This window comes from Microbacterium marinum, assembly GCF_014204835.1.
Lineage (GTDB): Bacteria > Actinomycetota > Actinomycetes > Actinomycetales > Microbacteriaceae > Microbacterium > Microbacterium marinum.
The window spans coordinates 1012925-1039004 of sequence record NZ_JACHMD010000001.1 but is presented as its reverse complement, the minus strand read 5'-3'; the positions used below and the strand labels follow the sequence as shown (position 1 = coordinate 1039004).

Genomic DNA, 26080 nt, shown 5'->3' with positions numbered 1-26080 from the left:
GTCGAAACCGGGCGGCGGGGCGTTCGCTCGCGGGTGGGCTCAGTTGACGTCGTCGTCGACCCAGTCGAACGACTTGGTGACGGCCTTCTTCCACAGCCGCAGCTGACGCTCGCGCTCAGCGACGTCGTCGCTGGGCTCCCAGCGAGCGTCCTCCTGCCAGTTGGCGCGCAACTCATCGAGGTCAGACCAGAAGCCGACGGCGAGACCGGCAGCGTACGCGGCGCCGAGTGCCGTCGTCTCCGCGACGACCGGGCGGACGACGGGCACACCGAGCATGTCGGCCTGGAACTGCATGAGCGTGTCGTTGGCCGTCATGCCGCCGTCGACCTTGAGCTCTTCGAGGTCGACGCCGGAGTCCGCGTTGACGGCGTCGAGAACCTCACGCGTCTGGAACGCGGTCGCCTCGAGCGCGGCGCGGGCGATGTGCCCGCGGTTCGCGAACCGGGTGAGGCCGACGATCGCGCCGCGCGCCTCGGGGCGCCAGTACGGCGCGAACAGCCCCGAGAACGCGGGAACGACGTAGACGCCGCCGTTGTCTTCGACGGATGCCGCGAGCTTCTCAACCTCGGGCGCCGATGAGATCAAGCCGACCTGGTCGCGCAACCACTGGATGAGCGATCCGGTCACGGCGATCGATCCTTCCAGTGCGTACCGAGCGGGCTGGTCGCCGAGCTTGTAGCCGACGGTCGTCAGCAGTCCGTTGCGGGAGTGAACGATCTCTTCACCGGTCTGGAAGATCAGGAAGTTGCCGGTGCCGTAGGTGTTCTTGCTCTCGCCCTTCTCGAACGCGGCCTGGCCGAATGTCGCGGCCTGCTGATCGCCGAGGATGCCAGCGATAGGGGTCTCGCGCAGCAGCGACGAGTCCTCCGCGGTGCCGTACACCTCGGACGAGGAGCGGATCTCGGGCATCATCGACAGCGGCACGCCGAAGTCCGCGAGGATGTCCTCACGCCACTGCAGTGTCTCGAGGTCCATGAAGAGGGTGCGCGATGCGTTGGTCACGTCGGTGACGTGGACGCCGCCGTCGGTGCCGCCGGTCAGGTTCCACAACACCCAGGTGTCGGTGGTGCCGAAGATGAGGTCGCCGGCTTCCGCGCGCTCGCGGGCGCCGTCGACGTTCTCGAGGATCCAAGCGATCTTCGTGCCCGAGAAATAGGTCGCCAGCGGCAGCCCGACGATGCCCTTGTACCGCTCGGTGCCGAGGCCCTCGGTGGCGAGCCGGTCGACGATTGCCTGCGTGCGAGTGTCCTGCCAGACGATCGCGTTGTACACGGGCTGGCCGGTGCGCTTGTCCCAGACGACAGCCGTCTCGCGCTGATTGGTGATGCCGACGGCGGCGATGTCGTGGCGGGTGAGATCGGCCTTGGCGAGCGCGATGCCGATCACTTCCTGGACGTTGCGCCAGATCTCGAGGGCGTCGTGCTCGACCCAGCCGGCGCGCGGCAGGATCTGCTCGTGCTCCTTCTGGCCGGTGGCGATGATCGAGCCGCCGTGGTCGAAGATGATCGCGCGGCTGGATGTGGTGCCCTGATCGATTGCGATGATGTAGTCAGCCATGGGACTTCCTTGTCTTTCGTGAGTGGTTGAGAGCGCGGATGCTGGTGGTCAGACCATCGAGAGCAGTGCGGGTGCCGCGACGGCGGCGATGGCGCCACCGATAAGAGGACCGACGACGGGAACCCATGCGTACGACCAGTCGCTCGAGCCCTTGCCCTTGATCGGGAGCACCGCGTGCGCGATACGCGGACCGAGGTCACGGGCAGGGTTGATGGCGTAACCGGTGGGGCCACCGAGCGAGGCGCCGATACCGACCACGAGCAGTGCGACCGGCAGCGCGGTGAGCGGGCCGAGGCCGCCGGGGGTGCCGACCTGGATGTCGCCGTAGTCGGCGAACGCGAAGATCGTGAAGACGAGGACGAACGTCCCGATGATCTCGGTGACGAGGTTCCAGCCGTACGAGCGGATCGCCGGGCCCGTGGAGAACACGCCGAGCTTGGTGGCCGCGTCGGCCTCACCGTCGAAGTGCTGCTTGTAGGTGAGCCAGCAGAGCACGGCACCGAGGAAGGCGCCCACGAACTGACCCGCCACGGCGACGAAAAACAGGGTCACCTCGAGGTCGCCGGCAAGCAGCAGCCCGAGCGACACGGCGGGGTTGAGCTGCGCTCCCGAGTAGGCGGAGCCGAGCACACCGATGAACACCGCCAGACCCCAGCCCCAGTTGATCATCAGCGTGCCGCCGCCGAAGCCCTTGGACTTCGCGAGGAGCACATTGGCGACCACACCGCAGCCGAGCAGGGTCAGCAGCCCAGTGCCGACCGTCTCGGAGACGAAGTAGAGCCACAAGTTGATGTCGTTCATGTGTCGTCATTGACCTTTCGATACATGCTCGATGACGACCGTCGTCATCGACTCGTTGGTGCCCGGTGCATGTGCGTGCTTCGACGCCGGGCGCGCCGAAGTGTCAGACCAGCGCGGCGTGCCGGTCCTCGTCGACCGCGATCCGGTGATGCTCGCGGAGCACGCGGACGGCCTCATCGACCTGGGCCGCCTGCGCGTCGTCGTCCCAGCCGAGCGCGTCTGCGGCGGCGGCGGCGAGCTGACGGAGGCCGTCGATCGTCGCGCCGCCGACGAAGGCGACGGAGGTGCGCCGCAGCAGCACGTCGGTGAGCGTCACGACGTCCTCGGTGCGGGCGAGGTGGGCGATCTCCTCGGCGAAGTAGCCGGGCACGGCGGCCAGCTCCTCGGCGCCCTCCGGGACGGCGGCGAGCACGTCGCCTGCGCGCGTGCCGTAGCGCTCCAGCATCCGGTCGGCCAGTGCAGCGGTGTGCACGCCCCGGTGCTGCTCGATCCACCGGGCGCGGTCACGGGGTGTGCGCGGGTAGTCGGCGCCGCCGCCGATCGCGAGATCGGCGGTGGAGACGGTGCGGGCGCGGCCGAGCAGCGCGAGGGTGTCGGAGGCGACGTGCTCGGCGACCGCGCGGAAGGTGGTCCACTTGCCGCCGACGAGGCTGAGCACGGGCGTGCCCGCGGCGTCGCCGCGCTCGATGCGGTAGTCGCGGGAGACGAAGCCCGGCGCCATGTCGTCGTGGCGCGGCAGCGGGCGGATGCCGGAGAACGTGTAGCGGATCTGCGCGCGATCGACGGTGATGTCGGGGAAGACATGACCGATGAGGTCGAAGAAGTAGTCGATCTCGTCGTCGGTGCACACCGTGCGCTCGCGCGGGTCGGCGTCGATGTCGGTGGTGCCGACCATGACACGGCCCTTGAGCGGGTAGATGAGCACGATGCGGCCGTCGGAGTGCTCGAAGAAGATCTCGTTGCCGCCGGTGGCGGCCAGGAGATCGTCGTTCTCGAGCACGATGTGCGAGCCCTTGGTGCCGCCCATGAAGGTGGTCGGCTGGCCGAGCGCGTCGTTCGTGAGGTCGGTCCAGGGGCCGCTGGTGTTGACGATGACGTCTGCCGTGAAGCCGAAGCGCTCGCCCGTGGTCTCATCCAGCAGGGTGACCTGGTCTCCGTCGACGCCGTCGACGGAGAGGTAGTTGGCGGGGCGGGCCTGCTCGCCGCCGGCACGGACGCCGTCGAAGAGCACGTCGAGCGCGAGGCGCTCCGGGTCGTGCATCGAGGCGTCGTAGTAGCTCGCGGTGTAGGCGACGTCCTTGTTCATCTGCGGGAAGGCCTGGAGCGAGCGCTTGGCGCGGCGGAAGACGTGGCGCGGCACCGAGCCGCCATCGCGCGAGAAGGTGTCGTAGATCATGAGGCCGACCTTGATCAGCAGCGCCCCGCGCTCGTTGGGCTTGCCGGTGCCGTGCGTGAACAGCAAGCGGAAGGGCGCCGTGAGGATGCCGGAGAAGGTCTTGAAGATCGGGATGGTGGTCTCGAGCGGACGGACGTAGTGCGGCGCCGTGCGCAGCAGCGCGTTGCGCTCGGTGACGGCCTCCTGCACGAGTCGGAACTCGCCATTCTCGAGGTATCGCACACCGCCGTGGACCATGTGGCTCGATGCCGACGACGCGCCGGAGACGTAGTCGCCGCGCTCGACGAGGGCCACGTCGACGCCCTGCAGCGCGAGGTCTCGGAAGGTGGCGATGCCGTTGATGCCGCCGCCGATCACGAGCACCTGGGCATGCGGACGTGCGCGCAATGCCTCGACCTGCGGACGGGTGTGCTGCTGCCGTGTGCTCATGGTGACGAGGGTCCTTCCTTGGAACGTGCGCCCATGCTCACGCGCGAACGCACGCATGCGCAACCCGCTTGCACATATGTGCACGATTCGACGAGAATCGGTGCGAAAACCACAGCGGCGACGTCGCGCCGCCCACCCGGACTGAACGGATGCGTACGCATGGACAAAGCCGCCGAGGCGCTGCGAGCCGCACAGCTCTACTACGTGCAGGGCGCCGGCATGGCCGCGATCGCCGACGAGATGCGCATCTCACGCTCCTCCGTGTCGCGGCTGCTCGCGTATGCGCGCGACAGCGGGCTCGTCGAGATCACCGTCCATTCACCGCAGGAGGACCGCGACCAGGTGGCCGGCCGCATCGCCCACACCTACGGCGTGCGCGTGCACATCGTCCCGACGCCGAGTCACGTCAACGCCGCCGAGCGCCTGGACCGCACGGCGCGGAGCGCTGCCCGGCTGGTGGCGCTCCACACCGAAACCAACACGGTGATCGGGATCGCGTGGGGCGCGACACTCTCGGCGGTGTCACGGCACCTGCCGAAGAAGCCACTCCACGGCACCCGTGTCGTGCAGCTGAACGGGGCCGCGAACGAATCGACGTCGGGCGTGCCGTACTCATCCAGCATCCTGCAAGCGTTCGCCGAAGCGTTCGGCGCGACTACCGACCTCTTCCCGGTGCCCGCACTGTTCGACGACCCGCAGACCAAGCGCGCGATGTGGCGCGAGCGAGCCGTGCGATCCGTGCTGGACGTGCAAGCACGCGCAAGCGTCATCATTTTCGGGCTCGGCTCGCCCCGCGCCGAAGTGCCCTCACACGTCTACTCCGGCGAGTACCTGTCACCGCGCGACCTGGCGGAGCTCAGCACACACGGCGTCGTGGGCGACTGCGCCACAGTGTTCTTCCGCGCCGACGGCTCCACCGACGACATCCCGCTCAACGAGCGTTCGAGCGGTCCCTCGTTCGACACGCTGCGTGCGGCCGCGCACCGCATCTGCGTGATCTCGAGCGGCTCGAAGCTCGCGGCGCTCCGCGGCGCCCTCGCGGCCGATCTCATCACCGATCTCGTCATCGAGGAGTCCGCCGCACGGATGCTGGTGCGCTCAGCAGCCGGCGCTGCGCCCGGTACCGATCCGTGGGAATGAAACCACGATCCGCCGGTTGACTACACTCGAGAGCAAGAAACGTGCTCCGGGGTCGGTGTGAATCCGAACCGGCGGTGACAGTCCGCGAGCGGCCTCCTCTGGGAGGTCGTTGACCCGGTGGAAATCCGGGACCGACGGTGATGCGACGAGAGTCGCGAGTCCGGATGGGAGGCAGCACGAGAGGCCCGCGGCGACGCCGCGAGCCCTTCGACACCTGCATCCTGCCCCGGAGACCCCGATGTGAGGATCCGGATGAGTGTCATCGACGCCGAGCGCGACGCGATGCGTCGCGCGTTCGAGCTCGCCCTGGGCGGTCCGCGCGGCGAGAACCCGCAGGTGGGCGCGGTGCTCCTTTCGGCCACCGGCGAAGTCCTCGCGGAGGGCTGGCACCGCGGCGCCGGAACCGCGCACGCGGAGGTCGACGCACTGTCGAAGCTCCCGGCCGGGGCCGCTCGCGGCGCGACCGCGGTCGTGACCCTCGAGCCCTGCAACCACACCGGCCGGACCGGACCGTGCGCCGTGGCGCTTATCGAGGCCGGCATCGCCCGCGTCGTCTACGCGGTCGCCGACCCCGGCGATGCCTCCTCCGGGGGCGGTGAGCGCCTGCGCGCGGCGGGCGTCGACGTCGTCGGAGGCGTTCTCGAGGAAGACGGCATCCGCCTACTGGAGTCATGGCTGACCGTGCAGCGCCTCCAGCGGCCCCATGTGACCGTGAAGTGGGCGCAGTCACTCGACGGACGCGCCGCGGCATCCGACGGCACGAGTCAGTGGATCACTGGACCCGAAGCGCGAGCGGACGTGCACCTCCGTCGTGCGGATGCGGACGCGATCATCGCCGGCACCGGCACGGTGCTGGCGGACGACCCCGCCCTGACCGCCCGTCGCCCTGACGGCACGCTGTACGAGCACCAGCCCCGCCCCGTGGTGCTCGGCACGCGCGCGGTCCCCCAGGAGGCCGCACTCCGGCGGCATCCTCGTCCGTTCATGCAGGACGAGGGCGAGGACCTGCCCGACCTGCTCGACCGACTCCGCCAGCTCGGCGCGCATCGGGTCTTCGTCGAGGGCGGACCGACGATCGCGAGCGCGTTCCTGCGCGCCGGCCTCGTCGACGAGGTGCTCGTGTACCTCGCCCCCACCCTCCTCGGCGGAGACCGACTGGCCGTCGGCGACCTCGGCATCCCCACCATCTCCGCGCAACGCCGACTCGACGTGCGCGCCATCGAACGACTCGGCGACGACCTCCTCGTCGTCGCGACCCCGAAGGAGGCCCCCTGATGTTCACCGGGATCATCGAAGAGCAGGGAACGATCACCGCCGTCGACCCCTCCGGGGATGGCGTGCGCCTCACCGTCCGCGCGCCCCTCGCCGTCTCGGACGCCGCGCGGGGTGACTCGATCTCCATCAGCGGTGTGTGCCTGACCGTCACCGACCAGACCGCTGACGGCTTCACGGCCGATGTCATGAGGCAGACCCTCGACATGTCGACGCTCGGCACCCTCGGGGTCGACTCTCGAGTCAACGTCGAGCGTGCCCTCGCCGCGCACACGCGCCTCGGCGGACACATCGTGCAGGGACACGTCGACGGCACGGGCGAGGTCCTCGAGGTCCGCCCCGGCGAGCAGTGGCGCGTCATCCGCGTCTCGCTGCCGGGCCACCTCGCCCCGCTCGTCGTCGACAAGGGGTCCATCACGGTCCAGGGCGTCTCGCTCACCGTCTCGGACGTGTCCGAGCCCGACGCCGCGTCGCACTGGTTCGAGATCTCCCTCATCCCCGAGACGCTCGAGGTGACCACCCTCGGCACGCTCGCCCCCGGCGACCGCGTCAACCTCGAAACCGACATCCTGGCGCGGCACGTACAGCGCCTGCTCCGATTCGCCTCACCCGACGGCATCCCGTCCGCAGAAGAAGGAGGCTCCCGATGAGCCTTTCCCCCATCCCCGACGCGCTCGCGGCCCTCAAGGAAGGTCGGCCGATCCTGGTCGCCGACGACGAGAACCGCGAGAACGAGGGTGACATCATCCTGTCCGCGCAGCTCGCCTCGCCGGAGTGGCTGGCATGGACCATCCGCTGGTCGAGCGGATTCCTGTGCGCGCCGATGCCCGCCGACTGGGCGGATCGCCTCGACCTCCCGCCGATGGTGGAGGTCAATCAGGACAGCAGGGGCACGGCGTACACCGTCAGCGTCGACGCCGCGGACGGCGTGACGACGGGCATCAGCGCCTCCGACCGCGCGCGCACCGTGAACGTGCTCGCCGACCCCGACTCCACCCCCGCGTCGCTCATCCGGCCGGGACACGTCCTGCCGCTCCGGGCCGTCGACGGCGGTGTGCGCGAGCGCGCCGGACACACCGAAGCCGCCGTCGAGCTCATGCAGCTGGCCGGGCTCGCGCCGGTCGGCGTCATCGGCGAGGTCGTCGCCGACGACGGCAGCATGATGCGGATGCCAGGTCTGCTGGAGATGGGCGAGCGGGAGGGCATCCCGGTGATCACGATCGAGCAGCTCATCGCGTACCTCGACGGCGCAGAGGGCAGCAGCACCGCGGCGCACGGCGAGCACTCCTCCAGGCGGCGCGTCAGCCTTCGCGCCGAGGCGAACGTGCCCACCTCCCACGGCGAGTTCCGCTTCCTGGCGTACAAAGACCGCATCACGGGCACCGACCACATCGCGGTCGTCTCGGGCGACCTCACGGAGGACGCACCGCTCGTCCGCGTCCACTCGGAGTGCCTCACGGGCGAGGCGTTCGGATCCCTCAAGTGCGAGTGCGGTCCGCAGCTGGAGGCCGCCCTCGACGTCATCGAGCAGGACGGCGGGATCGTCATCTACATGCGCGGCCACGAGGGCCGGGGTATCGGGCTGATCAACAAGCTCCGGGCCTACAGCCTCCAGGAGCGCGGGATGGACACCGTCGACGCGAATCTCGCCCTCGGGCTCCCCGCGGACGCCCGCGACTACGCCGCCGCCGCCGGCATCCTCCAGGATCTCGGCGTGCGTCAGATCCGTCTCCTCACCAACAACACCGACAAGGTCGCGCAGCTGAAGAACCTGGGACTGTCGATCGTCGAGCAGGTGCCACTGCTCGTGGGCGTCGGCGCGAACAACCACCAGTACCTGGCGACGAAGGCCGAGCGCATGGGCCACATCATCGACGCCGACGACCTGCGCGACGCGCTCGCGCACAGCGAGGAGCACACAGCATGAGCGGTCACGGAGCACCGAAGACGGAGCGGGTCGACGGCACGGGACTGGAGATCGTGGTCGTCGCCGGACAGTGGCACGACGTCATCACGGATGGCCTCATCGCCGGCGCCGCGCGCGTGCTCGACGCCTCCGGCGCGTCATGGCGGCTCGTGCGCGTCGCCGGGTCGTTCGAGCTTCCCGTCGTGGCCAAGGCCGCATTGGACGCGGGGGCGGATGCGGCCGTGGCCCTCGGCGTCATCATCCGCGGCGGGACCCCGCACTTCGACTTCGTGTCGGCGGCGGCGACCGACGGGCTCACGCGGGTCGCGTTGGATACGGGCAAGCCGGTCGGGTTCGGGGTCCTGACCCTGGACGACGAGCAGCAGGGCATCGACCGTGCCGGCCTCGCGGGGTCGAAGGAGGACAAGGGCGCCGAGGCGGCGGATGCCGCGCTCCGCACCGCTCTCACCCTCCGCGACCTCCGCGGCTGAACCGCGGCATCCGCGACCTTCAGGTAGCCTGATGGCATGGAGATCCTGCGCAGCATCGTCATCGTCATCCACCTCGTGGGCTTCGCCACGCTCTTCGGAGCCTGGCTCGTCGAGGCACTCGGCAAGAAGCGGGTCACCCGGCTGATGCACTGGGGCCTCGCCATCGCCCTCGTCGCGGGGCTGGCGCTGTCCGCGCCGTGGGGTCTCACCCACGACCTCAACTACATGAAGATCGGCATCAAGCTCGTGATCCTCGTGATCATCGGCGGCCTCCTCGGGGCCGGCGCCGCGCGCGAGCGGAAGAGCGGCAGCGTCCCCGCCGGGATCTTCTGGCCGATCGGGATCCTCACCCTCACCAACGCCGCCCTCGCCGTCATCTGGTGACGGCCGCTCCGGGCGTCTACGGGGCGCCCGGAGCCCCTCCTGTCGCTGGGAGTAGACTGTGAGAGCGCGCCGGCCACTCCGCCGGCGCTTTCGGTTTCCCGCGCAGTACGTCCCCGACACCACCCCCGTCCCGGACGCACCGCCGCCGTCGCGTCCCACGAGGACCCTTCCGCTCTCCCCGAAGGTCTCCTGCATGTCCTCTGCTTCTGCAGCCCCGGCGGCTCCCGCCGCCCCCGCCAATCCCCGCTCCCGCGTCATCACCGCGAGCCTCGTCGGCACGACGATCGAGTTCTACGACTTCTACGTCTACGCGACCGCCGCCGTCCTCGTCTTCCCGATCCTCTTCTTCCCGAGCGACAACGAGACCGCCTCCCTCCTCTCGTCGTTCGCGGTCTTCGGTGCCGCCATGGTCGCGCGCCCCATCGGCGCCGTCATCTTCGGCCACTTCGGCGACAAGTTCGGCCGCAAGGCCACGCTCGTGGCATCCCTGCTCACGATGGGTATCGCGACGATCCTCATCGGCTGCCTGCCGACCTTCAACGACATCGGCGCGTGGGCAGCCCTCCTGCTCCTGATCCTTCGCCTCTTCCAGGGCTTCGCCCTCGGCGGCGAGTGGTCGGGCGCTGCGCTCGTGGCCACCGAGAACGCCCCGAAGGGCAAGCGCGCCTGGTACGGCACGTTCCCGCAGCTGGGTGCGCCCATCGGGTTCATCATCGCGAACACGGTCTTCCTGCTGATCTACTTCGCGCTGCCGCACCCCGAAGGCGCGGGCCTGCGCTCCGAGGAGTTCCTCGCGTGGGGCTGGCGCGTGCCGTTCCTGTTCTCGGCCGTCATGGTCATCGTCGGTCTGTGGGTGCGCCTGAAGCTCGTCGAGTCGTCGACGTTCTCGCGCGCTGAGAAGAGCGGCTCGCTGTCGAAGTTCCCGCTGGGAACCGTCTTCCGCCGTCACTGGTGGCAGATGATCCTCGGCACGTTCATCATGCTCGCGACCTACGTGCTCTTCTACCTGATGACGAGCTTCACGCTCTCGTACGGCACGAAGGCCACCCACGAAGGCGCCGAGGCGGCAGCCGCCGCCGGCGGACCTGCCTATGACGCCGCCACCTACGTCCCCGGTCTCGGATTCGGCTACACCGACTTCGTCATCATGCAGATCATCGGCGTCGTCTTCTTCGGCATCTTCACCCTTCTGTCCGGCCCCGTCGCCGACGCCATCGGTCGCCGCAAGCTCCTCATGTGGGTGACGGGCGCGATCGTCGTTTTCGGTCTCCTGTTCAACGTGTTCCTGCTGCCGCAGGCCGACCCGAAGTTCTCGGGCGCTCTGGTGCAGGCATTCCTCATCCTCGGGTTCCTCCTCATGGGGTCGACCTTCGGACCGATGGGCGCCCTGCTGCCCGAGTTGTTCCCGACGAACGTCCGCTACACCGGCTCGGCCGTGTCGTACAACGTGTCGTCGATCCTCGGAGCGGCCCTTGCCCCGATCGTCGCCGTCGCCCTCTGGGCCGCCGCCGACGGTTCGCCGTGGCTGGTGGGCGTCTACCTCTCGGTGATGGGTCTTCTCACCTTCCTCGCGCTCTGGCTCTCGAAGGAGACGAAGGACGTCGAGTACGAGGAGAACCTCGGCGAGATGCAGTTCAAGAAGATCTGACGATCGCACGCACGCGGATGCCGCGTTCCGCCGTTTCGGCAGGGCGCGGCATCCGTCGTTTCGGGTGAGCTCCGTCGCGGTCAGTCGAGGAACAGCGCGCGCAGGCGCTTGGTCGTGAAGACCAGCCCGACAGCGATCATCACGACGTAGTACAGGACGTGCCACAGCATGCCGATGTGCAGGATGCCGGTGGTCAGCCCCCGGATGAGCTCGACTCCGTGCCACAGCGGCAGCGCCATGACGACCGACTGCACCCACTCCGGGTAGACGGAGATCGGGTAGAACGTCGCCGAGAAGAGGAACATCGGCAGGAGGACGAAATTGATCCAGTCCATGTGCTGGAACGTCTTCATATAGCTCGTGATCGCCATGCCGAGGCTCGCGAACCCGAAGGCGATGAGAAGCACCGCGGGGATCGCGAGGATCGCCGTCCACGACAGGTTCAGCCCGAGCACCTGCATGACGATCATGAAACCGGTCGCGTACAGCAGTCCGCGCAGGAGCGCGTACAGGATCTCTCCGAGGGCGACGTCAAGCGGCCCGAGCGAGGTCGCGAGCATGCCTTCGTAGAGCTTGCCGTAGTTGAGCTTGAAGAAGACGTTCCAGGTGGAGTCGTAGATGGCGCCGTTCATCGCCGACACGGCCAGCAGCGCCGGGGCGATGAACGCCATGTACGGCACCTCCGTGCCCTGGGAGGTCTGCACCTCGCCGATCAGCGCGCCGAGCCCGAGCCCCATCGACAGCAGGTAGAACACCGGCTCGAAGAACCCCGACAGGACGACGACCCAGCTCGACGACCGCGCGGCGAGGAAGCCGCGCTGGACGACGGCGCCGGGGTTGCCGGCCCAGAGCGCCCGCACGCCCCCGCGGCGAGCGGTGTCGACGGTCGTGGCGCTCACTTCGCGAGCCTCTCGACGAAGATCCGGCGCCCCCACAGGTAGCCGAGCCCCGACAGCACGACCAGGTAGGCGAGGTGGACCGCGATCATGACGGGCGGGACCGCGGCGCCGTAGGTCGCGAGGCGGCCGAGCTCCGCACCGTGCCACAGGGGCGAGATCCATCCGATCCACTGCAGCCATCCGGGCAGGGTGTCGAGCGGGTAGAACGTGCCCGAGAAGAGGAACATCGGCATGAACACGAAGCGCTGCACGAGCGCGAACTGGCCCTTGTCGTCCTCGATCGACCCGGCGTACGCCATGAGCGGGATTCCGAACGCGATCCCTGCGAGGATGCCGGCGGGAACGGCCAGCCACCCGGTCTCGGGGTTCGGGACGGTCGTCCAGCCGATGCCGAGTGCTCCCAGCAGCCAGATGAAGAGGTAGTACGCCGCGACGGCGAACGCCATTCGCGCGGTCGCGCCGATGATGACGCCGTGGGCGATCTGCGGGCTCGACAGGGCCGAGGCGTTGAAACCGTAGAAGTAGCGGCGCCACTTGAAGCCGGCCATCACGGGGTAGGTCATCTCCTCGGAGGCGACCGACAGGGCCGCCGTGACGAGGAGGGCCGGAGCCACGAAGGTGAGGTAGTCGACCTCCATGCCGCGATCGAGGATCGGCGCCTGGATCAAGGCGGCCAGGCCCGCCGCGAGTCCCAGCAGGTAGAGGACGGGCTGGCCGAGCGCGCCCACGACGATCGTCCACCCGTACGCGCGCATCGCGCGGATCATGTGCTCGGTGACGTACCAGCTGCCGAAGCGACGAGGCTTCCTGCCCCACTCCATCGCCTCGGCGCGCAGCTCATCGAGCGAGGGCTGCGCGGACTGCGCCGTGTCGCTCATTCGATCAGCGACCGTCCGGTCAGCCGGAGGAACACATCCTCCAGGCTCGAACGCCGCACGAGGCTGGTCATCGGCTGCAGGCCCGAGGCGGTCACCCGCTCGAGCGCCGCCTCGCCATCGTGCGCGTAGACGAGAATCCGGTCGGGCAGCACCTCGATCCGGTCGCCGATCCCCTGCAGCTGCGCGGCCGCAGCGGCGTTGCGATCGGAGCCGAAGCGCACCTCGAGCACCTCGCGGCTGGAGTGCTCTCGGATGAGGGAGGCAGGGCTCCCCTCCGCCATGATGCGTCCCTTGTCGACGACGATCAGGCGGTCGCACAGCTGTTCCGCCTCGTCCATGTAGTGCGTCGTCAGCACGAGGGTGGTGCCCCGCTCCTTGAGACGGAACAAGCGATCCCAGAGGACGTGACGCGCCTGCGGGTCGAGTCCGGTGGTCGGCTCGTCGAGCAGCAGGATGCGCGGATCGTTGATCAGGCCGCGGGCGATCGTCAGGCGACGCTTCATCCCTCCCGAGAGCTGGTCGACCTTGTTGTTCGCCTTGTCCTCGAGCTGCGCGAAGGCGAGGAGCTCGTCGGCCTTCGCGGCGCAGACCTTGCCCGGCAGACCGAAGTAACGGCCGTAGATGTAGAGGTTCTCGCGGGCGTTGAGCTCGCCGTCGAGGTTGTCCTGCTGCGGCACGACGCCCAGTCGTGACCGGATCTCGGGGCCGTATCGGTCGGGGTCGAGGCCGAGGATCGACAGGTCGCCGCTCGTCCGCGTCGACACGGCGCCGATCATCTTCATCGTGGTCGACTTGCCGGCGCCGTTCGGCCCCAGGAGGCCGAAGGACTCCCCCGGCGCCACCTCGAACGACAGCCCGTCGACGGCGAGGAAGTCGGGCTTCCCCTTGGCGGTGTAGGCCTTGACGAGGTTGTCGGCGCGGATCACGGCTTCTGGCACCGGACCACCCTACTGACTGCGACGGACATCGCCTCGCACAGAGGAAGATGGAGGGATGTCGACGCCTCGTCGCGGCCTGCGCCGCTCACCGAAGAACGACGGCCCCCGGGCCAGCCTGCGCCAGCTCGTCCCCTTCCTCCTTGAGCACAAGCGCGTCCTGGTCGTGGTCGCCGTGCTCAGCGTGCTCGAGGCGGCGGCGACCCTCGTGCAACCGCTCCTCGTCGGCGACGTCATCGGACGCGTGCAGGCGGGCGAGGCTCTCGGCATCCTGATCTGGATTCTCGTCGGACTCGTCGTGCTGTCCTCCCTCGTCGGCGGATTCCAGCACTACCTGCTGCAGCGCACCGGAACGGCGGTCGTCTACTCGAGCCGGCGCCGGCTCATCGCGAAGCTGCTGCACCTGCCGGTGAAGGAGTACGACGCGCGGCGCACGGGCGATCTCGTCTCGCGCGTGGGAACGGACACGACACTCCTCTACGCCGTCCTCACGCAGGGCTTCGCAGACTCCCTCGGCAATGCACTCATCTTCGTCGGCGCGATCGTCGCGATGCTCGTCATCGACCCCGTCCTGCTGCTCCTGATCGTGGTCGTCATCGGCGCCTCGGCCGCCGTCGTCGGAGTCCTCAGCGGACGCATCCGTCGGGCGACGACGGAACAGCAGGAGAAGGTCGGCGCACTCGCGTCCGGCGTCGAGAGGGCGATCGGGTCGATCCGCACGATCCGCGCCGCGGGCGCGGAGGCACGCGAACGCGACACCATCTCGGCCACCGCGGGAGAAGCGTACGAAGCGGGCGTCAAGGTCGCGAAAGCGTCGGCCGTCGTCGTGCCCGTCGCCGGGATCGCGCTGCAGGTCTCGCTCCTGGTCGTCCTCGGCGTCGGCGGATTCCGGGTGGCGTCGGGGGCGATCGACGTGGCCCAGCTCGTCGTCTTCGTGATGTTCCTCTTCTTCCTCATCCAGCCGCTCGCCTCGTTCTTCGGCGCGATCACCTCGGTGAACCAGGCGCTGGGCGCGCTCGGCCGCATCCAGGAGGTCCTCGACCTCGACGATGAGACCGCGCGGGATGCCGAGCTCGCGGCATCCGTCCCCTCGACGGCGACACAGGATGCCGCGGCGATCGAGTTCCGCGACGTGCACTTCTCCTACCCGGAGGCCGTCGTCGCGGCGCGCCGGACCGCGCAGGACGAAGCGCTGAAAACGCTCGCCGACGCGCACGCGCCGATGCCGGCGGACGCCGACGACGAGCCCGAGGCGGATGCCGGGGGCACGGTGCTGCGCGGCGTCTCCTTCCGTGTGCCGCGCGGCTCCCGTGTGGCGCTCGTCGGACCCTCCGGCGCCGGCAAGTCGACGACGCTCTCACTGATCGAGCGCTTCTACGATCCGTCGTCGGGAGCGGTGCTGGTCGACGGCGTCGACGCGCGGGCGCTGGACCGGCTCGCCCTGCGAGCCCGGCTCGGCTACGTCGAGCAGGACGCGCCGACGCTCGCCGGCACGATCGCCGACAACCTGCGCCTGGCCTCGCCGGGGGCCACCGACGAGGAGTGCGAGCGCGTGCTCGACGCGGTGAACCTCACCGAGGTGCTCCGGCGGAGTCCGCTGGGTCTCGACGCGCAGGTCGGCGAAGCCGGGGTCATGCTCTCCGGCGGCGAGCGCCAGCGGCTCGCGATCGCCCGGGCGCTCCTCGCCGCGCCGCCGATCCTGCTGCTCGACGAATCCACGTCGTCGCTCGACGGCCTCAACGAGCAACGCATGCGGGAGGCGATCGACGCCGTGGCATCCGGCCGCACCCTCGTCGTCATCGCGCACCGACTGTCGACCGTGGTCGACAGCGATCTGATCGTCGTCCTCGACCACGGCCGCGTCGTGGGGCAGGGCACCCACGACGAGCTGATCCGCGACGTGCCGCTGTACCGCGACCTGGCGGCCCGTCAGCTCCTCGCCTGACTCTGGGTGCACGGCGGCACCGGGGCACCCGGGCACCGCAGCACCGCGACCCGACGCAATCTGCGGCTCCCGGCATCCGGGAACGACAACCTGCGTCGGGTCGGCGGTCGATCCGGGAGGTCAGACCTCGGCGCGGTGCAGGCGGTAGCGCAGCGCCGCGAGCTCGGAGTAGAGGGCCGGGGGCACCTTGCCGCCGAAGGTCCGGTAGAACTCCTCCGTGAGGTCGGCCTCGACCAGCCAGGATGCCGCGTCCACCGCGAACAGCTCCTCGAGGTCGTCCTGCGGGACGTCGATCCCATCGAGGTTGAGGTCGCTCGTCCTCGGCAGTCGGCCCACGGGACTGTCGACCGCCCCGACGGAGCCGTCGACGCGGCGGATGATCCAGTCGATGACGCGCGCGTTGTCGCCGAATCCCGGCCACAGGAAGCGCCCGTCCGCTCCCTTCCGGAACCAGTTCACCTGGAAGACGCGCGGCGCGCGGTCGAACCGGAGGCTCTGCCCGACCTTCAGCCAGTGAGCGAAGTAGTCGGCCATGTTGTATCCGCAGAAGGGCAGCATCGCGAACGGGTCGCGCCGCAGTTCGCCGACGGTCCCCTCCGCCGCGGCGGTGCGCTCGGACGAGATGTTCGACCCCATGAACACGCCGTGCGTCCAGTCGGTCGCCTCCACGACGAGCGGGACGTTCGTCGCCCGGCGACCGCCGAACAGGATCGCGTCGAGCGGCACACCCTCGGGAGCCTCCCAGTCCTCAGCGATCTGAGGGCACTGCCCCGCGCTCACGGTGAAGCGCGAATTGGGGTGCGCGGCGGGCCGTCCCGACGCCGGCGTCCACGGGTTCCCCTCCCAATCGGTGAGGTCTGCGGGAGCCTCATCGGTGAGGCCCTCCCACCAGACGTCGCCATCAGGACGCAGCGCGACGTTCGTGAAAATCGTGTTGCCCCACAGCGTCTCGACGGCGGTGACATTCGTGGACTCGCCCGTGCCCGGGGCGACACCGAAGAACCCTGCCTCGGGGTTGATCGCCCAGAGCCGACCGTCCTCGCCCGGGCGCAGCCAGGCGATGTCGTCGCCCAGCGTCTCCACGCGCCAGCCGGGGATGGTCGGTCGCAGCATCGCCAGGTTCGTCTTCCCGCAGGCCGAGGGGAAGGCCGCCGCCACGTGGTACCTCTTCCCCTCCGGGTCGATGACGCGGATGAGGAGCATGTGCTCGGCGAGCCAGCCCTCGTCCCGACCGATGACCGACGCGATGCGCAGCGCGAAGCACTTCTTCGCGAGGATCGCGTTGCCGCCGTAGCCCGACCCGAACGACCACACCTCGAGGGTGTCGGGGAAGTGGACGATGTACTTCTCGTCGTTGCAGGGCCACGCGGCATCCTTCTCCCCCGGTGCCAGAGGAGCCCCGACGGAGTGGACGGTCTTGACCCACGGCTTGCCGTCCGCGATCTGCTGCAGCACCGACGCTCCCACGCGGGTCATGATCCCGATCGACGCGACCGCGTAGGCGCTGTCGGTGATCTGCACGCCGATGTGCGACAGCGGGCCGCCGACGGCCCCCATCGAGAACGGCACGACGTACATCGTGCGCCCACGCATGCTGCCCTCGAAGAGCGGGTCGATCGTCGCGCGGATCTCCGCCGGGGCGACCCAATTGTTGGTGGGGCCGGCGTCCTCCTCGCGCTCCGAGGCGATGTAGGTACGCGCCTCGGTGCGGGCGACGTCGCTCGGGTGCGACCGGGCCAGGTAGGACCCGGGACGCCACTCCGGGTTCAGCTTGATGAGCTTGCCCTCGTCGACCTGCTGCCGCAGCAGCGCCTCGTTCTCGGCCTGCGAGCCGTCGACCCAGTGGATGCGGTCAGGCTGCGTGCGCTGTGCGATCTCGTCGACCCATGCGACGAGTGCGTCGATGGCGTCCCCCGTGAGGGCGGGACGTATGCCGCCGCGCGTGGCGGTCGGGGTCGTCCCCGTGGCAGTGGGGCGGGTGAACAGGTCTGCGATGGCCATCCGGCGCTCCTTCGGTGGTGGGCGTGCTTCCACGATCCCCCGGATGCGACGACTCTTTCACGAGGATGCCGCGTCAAGAATCGAGAATCTTTCCTCTATGCTCAAGATCATGGCGACCGCGCTTCAGCTCTCCACCCTCGGCCACCGGATCCGGCACCACCGACTCGCGCACGGCTACACGCTCGACGAGCTCGGCGCGGTGGTCGGCGTCGCGGGCAGTCAGCTCAGCCTCATCGAGAACGGCAAGCGCGAACCGAAGCTGTCCCTCCTCCAGGCGATCGCCCTCGCCACCGGCACCGATGTGTCCGACCTGCTCTCCGCAGAGCCCCCCAACCGCCGGGCGGCGCTCGAGCTCGAGCTCGAGCGCGCGCAGCACAGCCCCGTGTTCCGGCGGCTCGGCGTGCCTCCGGTCAAGGTCACCAAGACGATGACCGACGAGACGATCGAGGGGGTGCTCGCCCTCCACCGCGAGCTCCAGCGGCGTGAACGCGAAGCCATTGCGACGCCGGAGGAGGCGCGACGCGCCAACACCGAGCTCCGACTGCGCATGCGGGAGCAGGGGAACTACCTGCCGGAGATCGAGAAGCTCGCGGAGAAGCAGCTGAAGGCCGCCGGGCACAGCAGCGGTGCCCTCACCCACCGCACGGTGAGCATCATGGCCGAGCAGCTGGGCTTCGAGCTCATCTACGCGAGCGACCTGCCGCACTCGGCCCGCTCCGTCACCGACCTCGAGAACGGGCGCATCTACCTGCCGCCCGCCTCGATCCCCGGCGGGCATGGGCTCCGGTCGATGGCGCTGCAGGCGATGGCGCACCGCCTGCTCGGTCACACCCCACCCACCGACTACGCCGACTTCCTCCAGCAGCGGCTGGAGATCAACTACTACGCCGCGTGCTGCCTCATGCCCGAGACCGCCTCGGTGGCCTTCCTCGCGCAAGCCAAAAAGGACCGCAATCTCGCCGTGGAGGACTTCCGCGACGCGTTCGGGGTGACCCACGAAGCGGCCGGGATGCGGCTCACCAATCTGATGACCGAGCATCTCGGCATCCGTCTGCATTTCCTGCGCGTGGACGGCAGCGGGGCGATCAGCCGCGTCTACGAGAACGACGACCTCCCCCTGCCGATGGACGTGACCGGATCGGTCGAAGGCCAGATGGTCTGCCGGCGCTTCGCGGCCCGCTCCGCGTTCGCAGAGCAGAACCGCACCACCGAGCACTACCAGTACACCGACACCCCCAGTGGGACCTTCTGGTGCTCGAGCCAGACCGGCACCACCAGCGCCGGGGAGTTCTCCATCACCGTGGGCGTTCCCTTCGACGACGCCCGATGGTTCCGGGGACGCGAGACCCAGAAGCGGGCGACTTCGACCTGCCCCGACGAGGCATGCTGCCGCCGCCCCGACGCCGACCTGACCCGCCGCTGGGAGGGCAAGGCCTGGCCCAGCGCTCGCGTGCACATGCAGATGTTCTCGCCGCTGCCTCGCGGGATGTTCCCCGGTGTCGACGATGGCGAGGTCTACGCATTCCTCGACCGGCACGCGTGAGCGCCGAGCGGAAGCGGGGTCAGCCGGACACGAAGGCGGCGTAGGCGTCGAGTGCCGCGGCGGCCTCCGCGGCGGCCGACGCAGATTGTCGCAATCGCGGCCGAAGACGCGCGGATCGCGTCGGGTCGGAGGGCCAGGGCTCAGGCGCGCGGCTGCCGGCCAGCCGGACCGGGCGGACCGCGCTCACGGGGCGTCAGCGCGCGGCATCCCACCACTGCAGGACGCGGAGGGCGAGGAACGTCAGCCAGGGCGACGGGTGACCCTCCGGCACGTCGATGTCGAACCACCGACGGCCCTCGAGGGGGCGGCCCTGATGCCAACTGCCGTCCGGATGCCGCGCCGCACGGACCATCGCGATCGCGTCGGCGAGCCGTGGGTCCGGGCCGGTGCGATCGAGCAGGGAGGCGTCGCGGAAGTGATCGAGCGCGGCGAGTGCGCTGTAGCGATGCCGGTTGGGGTAGACGAACTCGGTCACGAACGGGGCGACCTGCTTCCCCGTCGAGAGCCGATACGCCAGTCGCCGTTCGAGCAGGTACTCCTCGCCGCGGTGCCTGCTCGCGCGGAGCGACGTATCGCCGGTGAACGTCTCGTACGCGAGCATGCCGCGGAGGGCGTTCAGCGTGGAGTGGAACGACGCCCGCACCGAATCACCTTCCTCTGCCTCGCAGTTCCAGCCGCCGTCGGCGAGCTGGTGCTCGGGGAACCACCGTGCGAGGGCCGAGACGTCCGCGCCGAGCCAGGCTCCCGTCCCGAGGGTGAACGCGTTGATGCAGACGTCCACTTCGCCACCCCAGTAGGGCAGGTCGTCGTACTCCCAGCGACTGTTGCGATCGAGCTTCTCCGCCGTCCCGGCGAGGACGGATGCCGGAACGCCCCACTCCCGCAGATCCTTGAGCGTCCATGTCGTCGCCGTCCACGGCTGGCCGGGCATCTCGGACTCCGGGCTGCCGAAGAACCCCGCCGGGAAGTACGCGCCACCCTCCCACTGCCCGTCCTCGCCCTGCTGCGCGATGAGGGCGGCGCCGTTCCCCTCCGTCGCCACGCGCCGGCGCGTCTGTTCCCAGACCTCCGCCGGTTCGCCGGCGAGATCGCGTTCGACCTGCCAGCGAAGGGAGGGGTCGGAGTCGAGCATCCAGGTGAGCAGGTCGGCGCTGACGGTCATGCCGACATTGTGGCGCGCTCCCCCGACACCCACCAGGTCATCGCATCGCGGCGACGATCTCTCCGTACCCGTCGCGGAAGGTGGGATACGTCAGGGTTTCCAGGAGCGCGTGGAGCCGGTCACCGGCGAGCACCGTGCCGGCGCGCTCCCCGCGTTCGCTCCGAGGCGGAACCGGCACGCCCAGCCGCGCGGCGAGGAAGGAGACGACCTCGCCGAGGGTCGCCGGCTGGGTGTCGGTCGCGTGGATCAGGCGCGGCGGATCGTCGGCCGTGACGAGGGCGACGATGGCCCGGACGACGTCGGTCTCATGGATGCGGTTGGTGCGGCGGTCGTGGTCGACCGGGGTGCCCGCGAGCACCTGCCGGATGAGACGATCACGGCCGGGCCCGTAGATGCCGGCCGGTCGCAGGATGGTCGCGTCGAAGAGCTCCGCCGCTCGCGCCTCGCCGTCGACGAGCTGCTGCGCCCGCTCGCCGCGAGGTCGCGGCGCGTCCTGCTCGGTGAGCGGACGGCCGTCCGTGTAGCCCTCCAGCACGCGGGTCGACGACACGAAGACGCAACGACGCGGTGTCGCCGGCAGCGCCCGGGCGATGTTCGCCACGGCATCCGGGAGGAAGTCGGGTGTCTCGCCGGGAGGCAGGGTGAAGACGACCGCGTCGACGTCCGGCAACGGGACCTCGAGGGGCCGGGCGACGTCGGCTTGGATATGCGGCCCCGCGGCCTCTGCCGCCGGCGACCGCCGCAGGGTGACGACCTCGCCGCCGCTCGCGCTCAGCGCCGACGCGACGCGCGTGCCGATACGACCCGAGCCGACCAGGAGGGTGCGTCGGGGTGTCATCCCGCCATCCTGCCAGTCTCAAGGCCGCCGTCTCCGATGACGGCCGTGTAACAAAGCGACCCGACGGAGCCCCGGGGGCGGGCCGGCGCGCGAGAATGATCGACGGAGCCCGGCGACCACGAACCCGGCCCCACCCGACCCCGTCCCGAGCACCCTCGGCTGTCCCCGGAGGCACCATGTCCCGTCTCGTCCTGCGTTCCGCCGCCGTCGCGTCCGCCGCCGCGCTCGCCCTCCTGGTCGCCGGCTGCGCCACCTCCGGATCCGATGACGCCCCCGCGCCCGGCGCATCCGCCGATGCGGCCCCGTCCCCCGAGGACTACGTCACGCCCGGCACGTTCACGATCGCGACCGGCGAGACGGCGTACGAGCCCTACGTGATCGACGACGACCCCGCCTCCGGCGAGGGCTTCGAGGCGGCGGTCGCCTACGCCGTGGCCGACAAGCTGGGCTTCGCCGAAGACGAGGTGGAGTGGGTGCGGACGAGCTTCGAGTCGGCGATCGCCCCGGGGCCGAAGAGCTTCGACATCAACATCCAGCAGTACACGATCACCGACGAGCGCAAGCAGGGCGTCGACTTCTCGTCGCCCTACTACGCCGCCAGCCAGTCGATCGTCGCCGTCAAGGGCGGCGCCGCCGACGGCGTCGACGATCTCGACGGTCTGAAGGATCTCACCATCGGCGCGATGGCGAACTCGACGAGCGCCCTCACCCTCGAGGCACTCGACGCCGGTATCGAGCCCAAGCTGTACAACTCGAACGAGGACGCCACGGCGGCTCTCGGGGCCGGTCAGATCGACGCCGTCGTCCTCGACACCCCGACCGCGTACGTCGCCGTCAACTTCTACATCGACGACTCCTTCTTCGTGGGTGAGCTGCCCAAGGCCGGGATCGAGGACGAGTGGGGTCTGCTGCTGGCGAAGGATTCGCCCCTGACGGATGCCGTGAGCGCGGCCGTCGACGAGCTGCGCGAGGACGGCACGCTCGCCGCTCTCGAGGAGGAGTGGCTGTCGGGTCTGACCGAGGGCGTGACGCAGCTGAAGTGACGGCGCGCTAGCGTCGATCCGTGACCACGCACACTCCGAGCACGCTCGAGCGCGAACGGCGCGCCTACCGGCGCGGCCGGGAGCGCCGGTCGGTGCTGATCGCAATCGCCTCGACCCTCGCCTTCGCGGCGATCGTCTGGGTGACGATCGTGAACACCGAGGGCTGGGCGAACGTCCAGCAGAGCTTCTTCGACCCGGCGGTCGCCGCCGAAGCCCTTCCGAAGGTCTGGGACGGCTTCCTGCTGAACCTGCAGGTCCTCGCGATCTCTGTGTTCACCGTCGGCGCCGCCGCACTCGTGCTGGCCCTGCTGCGCACCCTTCGCGGACCGGTGTTCTTCCCCGTCCGCATGCTCGCCGCCGGGTACACCGACCTCTTCCGCGGTCTGCCGTTCATCATCGTGCTCTACCTCATCGGGTTCGGCCTCCCGACGATCCTGAACGAGCGCATCAACGAGGTCGTGCTCGGCGTGCTCGCGATCACCCTCACCTACTCGGCGTACGTCGCCGAGGTGATCCGCGCGGGCATCGAGTCGGTGCACCCCTCGCAGCGGCTCGCGGCTCGCGCGCTCGGCCTGAACCACGTGCAGACGCTCCGCCGCGTCGTGCTCCCGCAGGCGCTGCGCAAGATGACCCCCGCGCTGATGAACGACTTCATCTCGATGCAGAAGGACGTCGGGCTCATCTCGATCCTCGCCGCCTTCGACGCCATCGCCCGCGCCCGGGGCGTCGTCGCGACGACCTACAACTTCACCCCCTACGTCGTGGCCGGCATCCTCTTCGTGCTCCTCGCGATCCCCACGATCCGCCTGACCGATTGGTACACCGCCCGCCTTCGCGAACGCGAGCAGACGGGATCGATCCTGTGAGCACGTCTCCCTCCCCCGCCGTCCTCCGCGCCACCGGCATCCGCAAGTCCTTCGGGGACCGCGAGGTCTTGGGCGGTGTCGACCTGTCGCTCGCGCCACACGAGGTCGTCGCCCTCATCGGTGCGAGCGGCTCGGGCAAGTCGACGCTGCTGCGCTGCCTCGGCCTGCTCGACCCCATCGACGACGGTCAGATCTTCCTCGGCGACGAAGACATCTCCGACCCGCGCGTCGACGGCAATCGCGTCCGCGCACGCCTGGGCGCGGTGTTCCAGAGCTTCAACCTCTTCCCGCACCTGTCCGTGCTCGACAACGTCACGCTCGCGTCACGGGTCGTGCACCGGATGCCGCGTCGCGACGCCGAGGCCCGCGCCGTCGACCTGCTGGCCCGAGTCGGACTCGCCGACAAGGCGAAGGACCACCCCGACCGGCTCTCGGGAGGTCAGCAGCAGCGGGTCGCGATCGCGCGCGCGATCGCGACCGACCCCGAGGTGCTGCTGCTCGACGAGATCACCTCAGCCCTCGACCCGGAGCTCGTCGGCGAGGTGCTGGAACTCGTGCGCGACCTAGCGAGCGAAGGTGCGACGATCCTCATGGCGACGCACGAGATGGCGTTCGCCCGCGACGTCGCCGACCGGGTGGTGTTCCTCGATGCCGGGACGATCGTGGAGGAGGGGCCGCCGTCGGCCGTGCTGCGGCATCCTCGCGAGGAGCGCACGCGCGCCTTCCTCGCCCGATTCACCGCCTGACGCGCGCGACGCGGCGGCTCAGGCCCGCAGGCCCGCCTGGCGCTCGGCGACCTCGACCACGTTGGTCATGAGGAGCGCCACCGTCATCGGGCCGACGCCGCCGGGGTTGGGCGACACCCAGCCGGCGACCTCCACGACGTCCGGGTGGACGTCACCGTAGACGCGACTCTTGCCGGTCTCAGGATCGTCCTCACGGGTCACGCCGACGTCGAGGACGGCGGCTCCCGGCTTCACGTGCTCGGGCCGCACGATGTGCTTCACGCCCGCCGCCGCGACGATGACGTCGGCCTCGCGCAGGTGCGCGCCGAGGTCGGTCGTGCCGGTGTGGGTGAGGGTGACGGTCGCGTTGTACTCGCGGCGGGTGAGCAGCAGGCCGATCGAGCGGCCGATCGTGACGCCGCGGCCCACGACGACCACGTGCTTGCCATTCAGGTCGTAGCCGTTGCGGAGCAGCAGCTCGATCACGCCGCGCGGTGTGCACGGCAGCGGCGACGAGATCGGCGTGTTGACGTTCAGCACCAGGCGACCGAGGTTCGTCGGGTGGAGGCCGTCGGCATCCTTCTCCGGATCGATCCGCTCGAGGATGCGGTCGGTGTCGAGGTGCTTCGGCAGCGGAAGCTGCACGATGTACCCGTGGCACGTCGGGTCGGCGTTGAGCTCGTCGATCAGCGCCTCGACCTGCTCCTGCGTGGCGTCTGCGGGGAGCTCCCGCTGGATCGAGTTCATCCCGATCGCTTCGGACTGCCGGTGCTTCATTCCGACGTAGAGCTGGGATGCCGGGTCGGCACCGACGAGCACCGTGGCGATGCCCGGAGTGACGCCGTGCTCCTTCAGGACGGCGACCCGCTCGGCGAGCTCCGTCTTGATGGCGGCCGAGGCGGCCTTGCCGTCGAGGACCTGCGCGGTCACTGCTGCAGGCCCGGGTACAGCGGGAACGCGTCGGCCAGCGCCGCGACGCGTGCGCGGAGCGCCTCGAGGTCGGCGCTCGGCTTTTCAGGAGAGTGCTGCAGCGCGAGGGCGATGACGTCAGCGACCTCGGTGAACTCGGCATCGCCGAAGCCGCGGGTCGCGAGCGCCGGCGTTCCGATGCGCAGACCCGAGGTGACCATCGGCGGGCGCGGGTCGTTCGGGACCGCGTTGCGGTTGACCGTGATCCGGATCTCGTGCAGCAGGTCTTCGGCCTGCTTGCCGTCGATCGCGGCGTCACGCAGGTCGACGAGGACGAGGTGCACGTCCGTTCCGCCCGAGCGCACCGAGATGCCGGCATCCTTCACGTCCTGCTGCGACAGCCGGTCGGCGAGGATCGCCGCGCCCGACACGGTGCGCTGCTGGCGCTCCTTGAAGGCGTCGGATGCCGCGAGCTTGAACGCGGTCGCCTTCGCGGCGATCACGTGCATGAGCGGCCCGCCCTGCTGGCCCGGGAAGACCGCCGTGTTGATCTTCTTCGCGATGTCGGCGTCGTTGGTGAGGATGAAGCCCGAGCGGGGGCCGCCGATGGTCTTGTGCACCGTCGAGCTGACGACGTGCGCGTGGGGCACGGGCGAGGGGTGCAGCCCCGCGGCGACGAGACCGGCGAAGTGGGCCATGTCGACCCAGAGGAGAGCGCCGACCTCGTCGGCGATCGCGCGGAAGGCGGCGAAGTCGAGCTGACGGGGGTAGGCCGACCAGCCGGCGATGATCACCTTCGGCTTGTGCTCGAGGGCGAGGCGGCGGACCTCGTCCATGTCGACCAGAGAGGTCTCGGCGTCCACGCCGTACGCGACGATGTCGTAGAGGCGGCCCGAGAAGTTGATCTTCATGCCGTGGGTGAGGTGACCGCCGTGGTCGAGGGACAGCCCGAGGAGCGTGTCGCCGGGGCGGGCGATCGCGTGGAGCACGGCGGCATTGGCCGAGGCACCGGAGTGGGGCTGGACGTTGGCGAACTCCGACCCGAACAGTGCCTTGGCGCGCTCGATTGCGAGCTCTTCGGCGACGTCGACGACCTCGCAGCCGCCGTAGTACCGGCGACCCGGGTAGCCCTCGGCGTACTTGTTGGTGAGGACGGAGCCCTGCGACTGCAGCACCGAGACGGGGACGAAGTTCTCGGAGGCGATCATCTCGAGGAATCCGCGCTGACGGTCGAGCTCGCGCTCGAGCACATCGGCGATCTCGGGATCGACCTCGGAGAGAGGGGCGTTGAACAGCGAATCGGTCATGACGA

The 26080-nt window shown here is 69.8% G+C and carries 23 protein-coding genes and 1 riboswitch; of the genes, 12 read left to right on the top strand and 11 right to left on the bottom strand.

Annotated elements, in window-relative coordinates:
* Positions 1 to 39: 39 nt before the first annotated feature.
* The 3 genes from glpK to BKA24_RS04975 form a co-directional block, all read right to left on the bottom strand.
* Entirely contained in the window at positions 40 to 1557 is a 1518-nt protein-coding gene (gene glpK, locus BKA24_RS04985; RefSeq protein ID WP_184215754.1) for a glycerol kinase GlpK, read from the bottom strand.
* 48 nt (positions 1558 to 1605) lie between these two features.
* Positions 1606 to 2358, bottom strand: a complete 753-nt coding sequence (locus BKA24_RS04980) for an MIP/aquaporin family protein (protein ID WP_184215752.1) — start codon at positions 2356 to 2358, stop codon at positions 1606 to 1608.
* A gap of 103 nt (positions 2359 to 2461) precedes the next feature.
* Positions 2462 to 4183, bottom strand: coding sequence for a glycerol-3-phosphate dehydrogenase/oxidase (locus BKA24_RS04975; protein ID WP_184215750.1), 1722 nt, complete (start codon positions 4181 to 4183; stop codon positions 2462 to 2464).
* A 159-nt stretch (positions 4184 to 4342) separates the two neighbouring features.
* On the opposite strand from BKA24_RS04975, the gene BKA24_RS04970 reads away from it, so the two are divergent.
* The 7 genes from BKA24_RS04970 (at position 4343) to BKA24_RS04940 (ending at position 11024) form a co-directional block, all read left to right on the top strand.
* On the top strand, positions 4343 to 5323 hold the full coding sequence (locus BKA24_RS04970) for a sugar-binding transcriptional regulator (RefSeq protein ID WP_246367028.1): 981 nt from the start codon (positions 4343 to 4345) through the stop codon (positions 5321 to 5323).
* 37 nt (positions 5324 to 5360) lie between these two features.
* A riboswitch (FMN riboswitch) is annotated at positions 5361 to 5505 on the top strand.
* Between the two features lie 70 nt (positions 5506 to 5575).
* Complete coding sequence (gene ribD, locus BKA24_RS04965) at positions 5576 to 6598, top strand: bifunctional diaminohydroxyphosphoribosylaminopyrimidine deaminase/5-amino-6-(5-phosphoribosylamino)uracil reductase RibD (RefSeq protein ID WP_184215748.1); 1023 nt, start codon at positions 5576 to 5578, stop codon at positions 6596 to 6598.
* Entirely contained in the window at positions 6598 to 7245 is a 648-nt protein-coding gene (locus tag BKA24_RS04960; protein ID WP_184215745.1) for a riboflavin synthase, read from the top strand. Before ribD ends, BKA24_RS04960 begins: the two co-directional genes overlap by 1 nt.
* Positions 7242 to 8522, top strand: a complete 1281-nt coding sequence (gene ribA, locus BKA24_RS04955) for a GTP cyclohydrolase II (RefSeq protein WP_184215743.1) — start codon at positions 7242 to 7244, stop codon at positions 8520 to 8522. The genes BKA24_RS04960 and ribA overlap by 4 nt, the downstream gene beginning before the upstream one ends.
* Positions 8519 to 8992 carry a 6,7-dimethyl-8-ribityllumazine synthase gene (gene ribH / locus BKA24_RS04950; protein WP_184215741.1) on the top strand — a complete coding sequence of 158 codons (474 nt, stop codon included), beginning with the start codon at positions 8519 to 8521 and terminating at the stop codon, positions 8990 to 8992. The genes ribA and ribH overlap by 4 nt, the downstream gene beginning before the upstream one ends.
* Positions 8993 to 9028: 36 nt before the next feature.
* Positions 9029 to 9376: a Fe-S protein gene (locus tag BKA24_RS04945; protein ID WP_184215739.1), complete on the top strand. Its 348-nt coding sequence runs from the start codon at positions 9029 to 9031 to the stop codon at positions 9374 to 9376.
* Positions 9377 to 9569: 193 nt separating this feature from the next.
* Complete coding sequence (locus tag BKA24_RS04940) at positions 9570 to 11024, top strand: MFS transporter (RefSeq protein WP_184215737.1); 1455 nt, start codon at positions 9570 to 9572, stop codon at positions 11022 to 11024.
* Positions 11025 to 11104: 80 nt separating this feature from the next.
* Here BKA24_RS04940 and BKA24_RS04935 read toward each other — a convergent pair whose 3' ends face one another.
* From BKA24_RS04935 to BKA24_RS04925, 3 genes are read right to left on the bottom strand one after another with little or no spacing between them, the layout of a single operon-like run.
* A complete protein-coding gene (locus tag BKA24_RS04935) occupies positions 11105 to 11923 on the bottom strand; it encodes an ABC transporter permease (protein WP_184215735.1) in 819 nt (272 codons plus the stop codon).
* The gene (locus tag BKA24_RS04930) at positions 11920 to 12801 is read right to left on the bottom strand and encodes an ABC transporter permease (RefSeq protein ID WP_184215734.1); all 882 of its coding nucleotides are present in this window, start codon (positions 12799 to 12801) and stop codon (positions 11920 to 11922) included. Before BKA24_RS04930 ends, BKA24_RS04935 begins: the two co-directional genes overlap by 4 nt.
* The gene (locus BKA24_RS04925) at positions 12798 to 13739 is read right to left on the bottom strand and encodes an ATP-binding cassette domain-containing protein (protein WP_184215732.1); all 942 of its coding nucleotides are present in this window, start codon (positions 13737 to 13739) and stop codon (positions 12798 to 12800) included. Before BKA24_RS04925 ends, BKA24_RS04930 begins: the two co-directional genes overlap by 4 nt.
* Before the next feature lie 55 nt (positions 13740 to 13794).
* Between BKA24_RS04925 and BKA24_RS04920 the strand changes: the two genes are divergently transcribed.
* Complete coding sequence (locus BKA24_RS04920) at positions 13795 to 15681, top strand: ABC transporter ATP-binding protein (protein WP_184215729.1); 1887 nt, start codon at positions 13795 to 13797, stop codon at positions 15679 to 15681.
* A gap of 120 nt (positions 15682 to 15801) precedes the next feature.
* Here BKA24_RS04920 and BKA24_RS04915 read toward each other — a convergent pair whose 3' ends face one another.
* Positions 15802 to 17682 carry a phosphoenolpyruvate carboxykinase (GTP) gene (locus BKA24_RS04915; protein ID WP_184215727.1) on the bottom strand — a complete coding sequence of 627 codons (1881 nt, stop codon included), beginning with the start codon at positions 17680 to 17682 and terminating at the stop codon, positions 15802 to 15804.
* 109 nt (positions 17683 to 17791) lie between these two features.
* On the opposite strand from BKA24_RS04915, the gene BKA24_RS04910 reads away from it, so the two are divergent.
* Positions 17792 to 19225 carry an XRE family transcriptional regulator gene (locus tag BKA24_RS04910; RefSeq protein ID WP_184215725.1) on the top strand — a complete coding sequence of 478 codons (1434 nt, stop codon included), beginning with the start codon at positions 17792 to 17794 and terminating at the stop codon, positions 19223 to 19225.
* 193 nt (positions 19226 to 19418) lie between these two features.
* On the opposite strand, the gene BKA24_RS04905 is transcribed toward BKA24_RS04910, so the two are convergent.
* Together BKA24_RS04905 and BKA24_RS04900 are read right to left on the bottom strand one after the other, a co-directional pair.
* A complete protein-coding gene (locus BKA24_RS04905) occupies positions 19419 to 20387 on the bottom strand; it encodes a squalene cyclase (protein WP_184215723.1) in 969 nt (322 codons plus the stop codon).
* Positions 20388 to 20424: 37 nt separating this feature from the next.
* Positions 20425 to 21225, bottom strand: coding sequence for an NAD(P)H-binding protein (locus tag BKA24_RS04900; protein ID WP_184215721.1), 801 nt, complete (start codon positions 21223 to 21225; stop codon positions 20425 to 20427).
* Positions 21226 to 21401: 176 nt separating this feature from the next.
* Between BKA24_RS04900 and BKA24_RS04895 the strand changes: the two genes are divergently transcribed.
* Genes BKA24_RS04895 through BKA24_RS04885 form a run of 3 tightly spaced genes read left to right on the top strand, consistent with a single transcriptional unit; the run spans position 21402 to position 23880 of the window.
* The gene (locus BKA24_RS04895) at positions 21402 to 22268 is read left to right on the top strand and encodes an ABC transporter substrate-binding protein (protein WP_184215719.1); all 867 of its coding nucleotides are present in this window, start codon (positions 21402 to 21404) and stop codon (positions 22266 to 22268) included.
* 20 nt (positions 22269 to 22288) lie between these two features.
* The gene (locus tag BKA24_RS04890) at positions 22289 to 23134 is read left to right on the top strand and encodes an ABC transporter permease subunit (RefSeq protein ID WP_184215717.1); all 846 of its coding nucleotides are present in this window, start codon (positions 22289 to 22291) and stop codon (positions 23132 to 23134) included.
* A complete protein-coding gene (locus tag BKA24_RS04885) occupies positions 23122 to 23880 on the top strand; it encodes an ATP-binding cassette domain-containing protein (protein ID WP_184220439.1) in 759 nt (252 codons plus the stop codon). Before BKA24_RS04890 ends, BKA24_RS04885 begins: the two co-directional genes overlap by 13 nt.
* Positions 23881 to 23898: 18 nt before the next feature.
* Here the strand turns inward: BKA24_RS04885 and BKA24_RS04880 are convergent, their stop codons facing one another.
* Together BKA24_RS04880 and glyA are read right to left on the bottom strand one after the other, a co-directional pair.
* A complete protein-coding gene (locus tag BKA24_RS04880; RefSeq protein WP_184215715.1) occupies positions 23899 to 24789 on the bottom strand; it encodes a bifunctional methylenetetrahydrofolate dehydrogenase/methenyltetrahydrofolate cyclohydrolase in 891 nt (296 codons plus the stop codon).
* A complete protein-coding gene (gene glyA / locus BKA24_RS04875; protein WP_184215713.1) occupies positions 24786 to 26075 on the bottom strand; it encodes a serine hydroxymethyltransferase in 1290 nt (429 codons plus the stop codon). The genes BKA24_RS04880 and glyA overlap by 4 nt, the downstream gene beginning before the upstream one ends.
* Positions 26076 to 26080 lie beyond the last annotated feature (5 nt).

Bases quoted from the DNA above. Each gene is read 5' to 3' on its own strand.
- glpK (WP_184215754.1), bottom strand. From the start codon at position 1,557: ATGGCTGACTACATCATCGCAATCGATCAGGGCACCACATCCAGCCGC.
- BKA24_RS04910 (WP_184215725.1), top strand. From the start codon at position 17,792: ATGGCGACCGCGCTTCAGCTCTCCACCCTCGGCCACCGGATCCGGCAC.
- ribH (WP_184215741.1), top strand. From the start codon at position 8,519: ATGAGCGGTCACGGAGCACCGAAGACGGAGCGGGTCGACGGCACGGGA.
- BKA24_RS04905 (WP_184215723.1), bottom strand. From the start codon at position 20,387: ATGACCGTCAGCGCCGACCTGCTCACCTGGATGCTCGACTCCGACCCC.
- glyA (WP_184215713.1), bottom strand. From the start codon at position 26,075: ATGACCGATTCGCTGTTCAACGCCCCTCTCTCCGAGGTCGATCCCGAG.
- BKA24_RS04975 (WP_184215750.1), bottom strand. From the start codon at position 4,183: ATGAGCACACGGCAGCAGCACACCCGTCCGCAGGTCGAGGCATTGCGC.
- BKA24_RS04900 (WP_184215721.1), bottom strand. From the start codon at position 21,225: ATGACACCCCGACGCACCCTCCTGGTCGGCTCGGGTCGTATCGGCACG.
- BKA24_RS04970 (WP_246367028.1), top strand. From the start codon at position 4,343: ATGGACAAAGCCGCCGAGGCGCTGCGAGCCGCACAGCTCTACTACGTG.
- BKA24_RS04940 (WP_184215737.1), top strand. From the start codon at position 9,570: ATGTCCTCTGCTTCTGCAGCCCCGGCGGCTCCCGCCGCCCCCGCCAAT.
- ribD (WP_184215748.1), top strand. From the start codon at position 5,576: ATGAGTGTCATCGACGCCGAGCGCGACGCGATGCGTCGCGCGTTCGAG.
- ribA (WP_184215743.1), top strand. From the start codon at position 7,242: ATGAGCCTTTCCCCCATCCCCGACGCGCTCGCGGCCCTCAAGGAAGGT.
- BKA24_RS04980 (WP_184215752.1), bottom strand. From the start codon at position 2,358: ATGAACGACATCAACTTGTGGCTCTACTTCGTCTCCGAGACGGTCGGC.
- BKA24_RS04915 (WP_184215727.1), bottom strand. From the start codon at position 17,682: ATGGCCATCGCAGACCTGTTCACCCGCCCCACTGCCACGGGGACGACC.
- BKA24_RS04920 (WP_184215729.1), top strand. From the start codon at position 13,795: ATGTCGACGCCTCGTCGCGGCCTGCGCCGCTCACCGAAGAACGACGGC.
- BKA24_RS04895 (WP_184215719.1), top strand. From the start codon at position 21,402: ATGTCCCGTCTCGTCCTGCGTTCCGCCGCCGTCGCGTCCGCCGCCGCG.
- BKA24_RS04960 (WP_184215745.1), top strand. From the start codon at position 6,598: ATGTTCACCGGGATCATCGAAGAGCAGGGAACGATCACCGCCGTCGAC.
- BKA24_RS04945 (WP_184215739.1), top strand. From the start codon at position 9,029: ATGGAGATCCTGCGCAGCATCGTCATCGTCATCCACCTCGTGGGCTTC.
- BKA24_RS04930 (WP_184215734.1), bottom strand. From the start codon at position 12,801: ATGAGCGACACGGCGCAGTCCGCGCAGCCCTCGCTCGATGAGCTGCGC.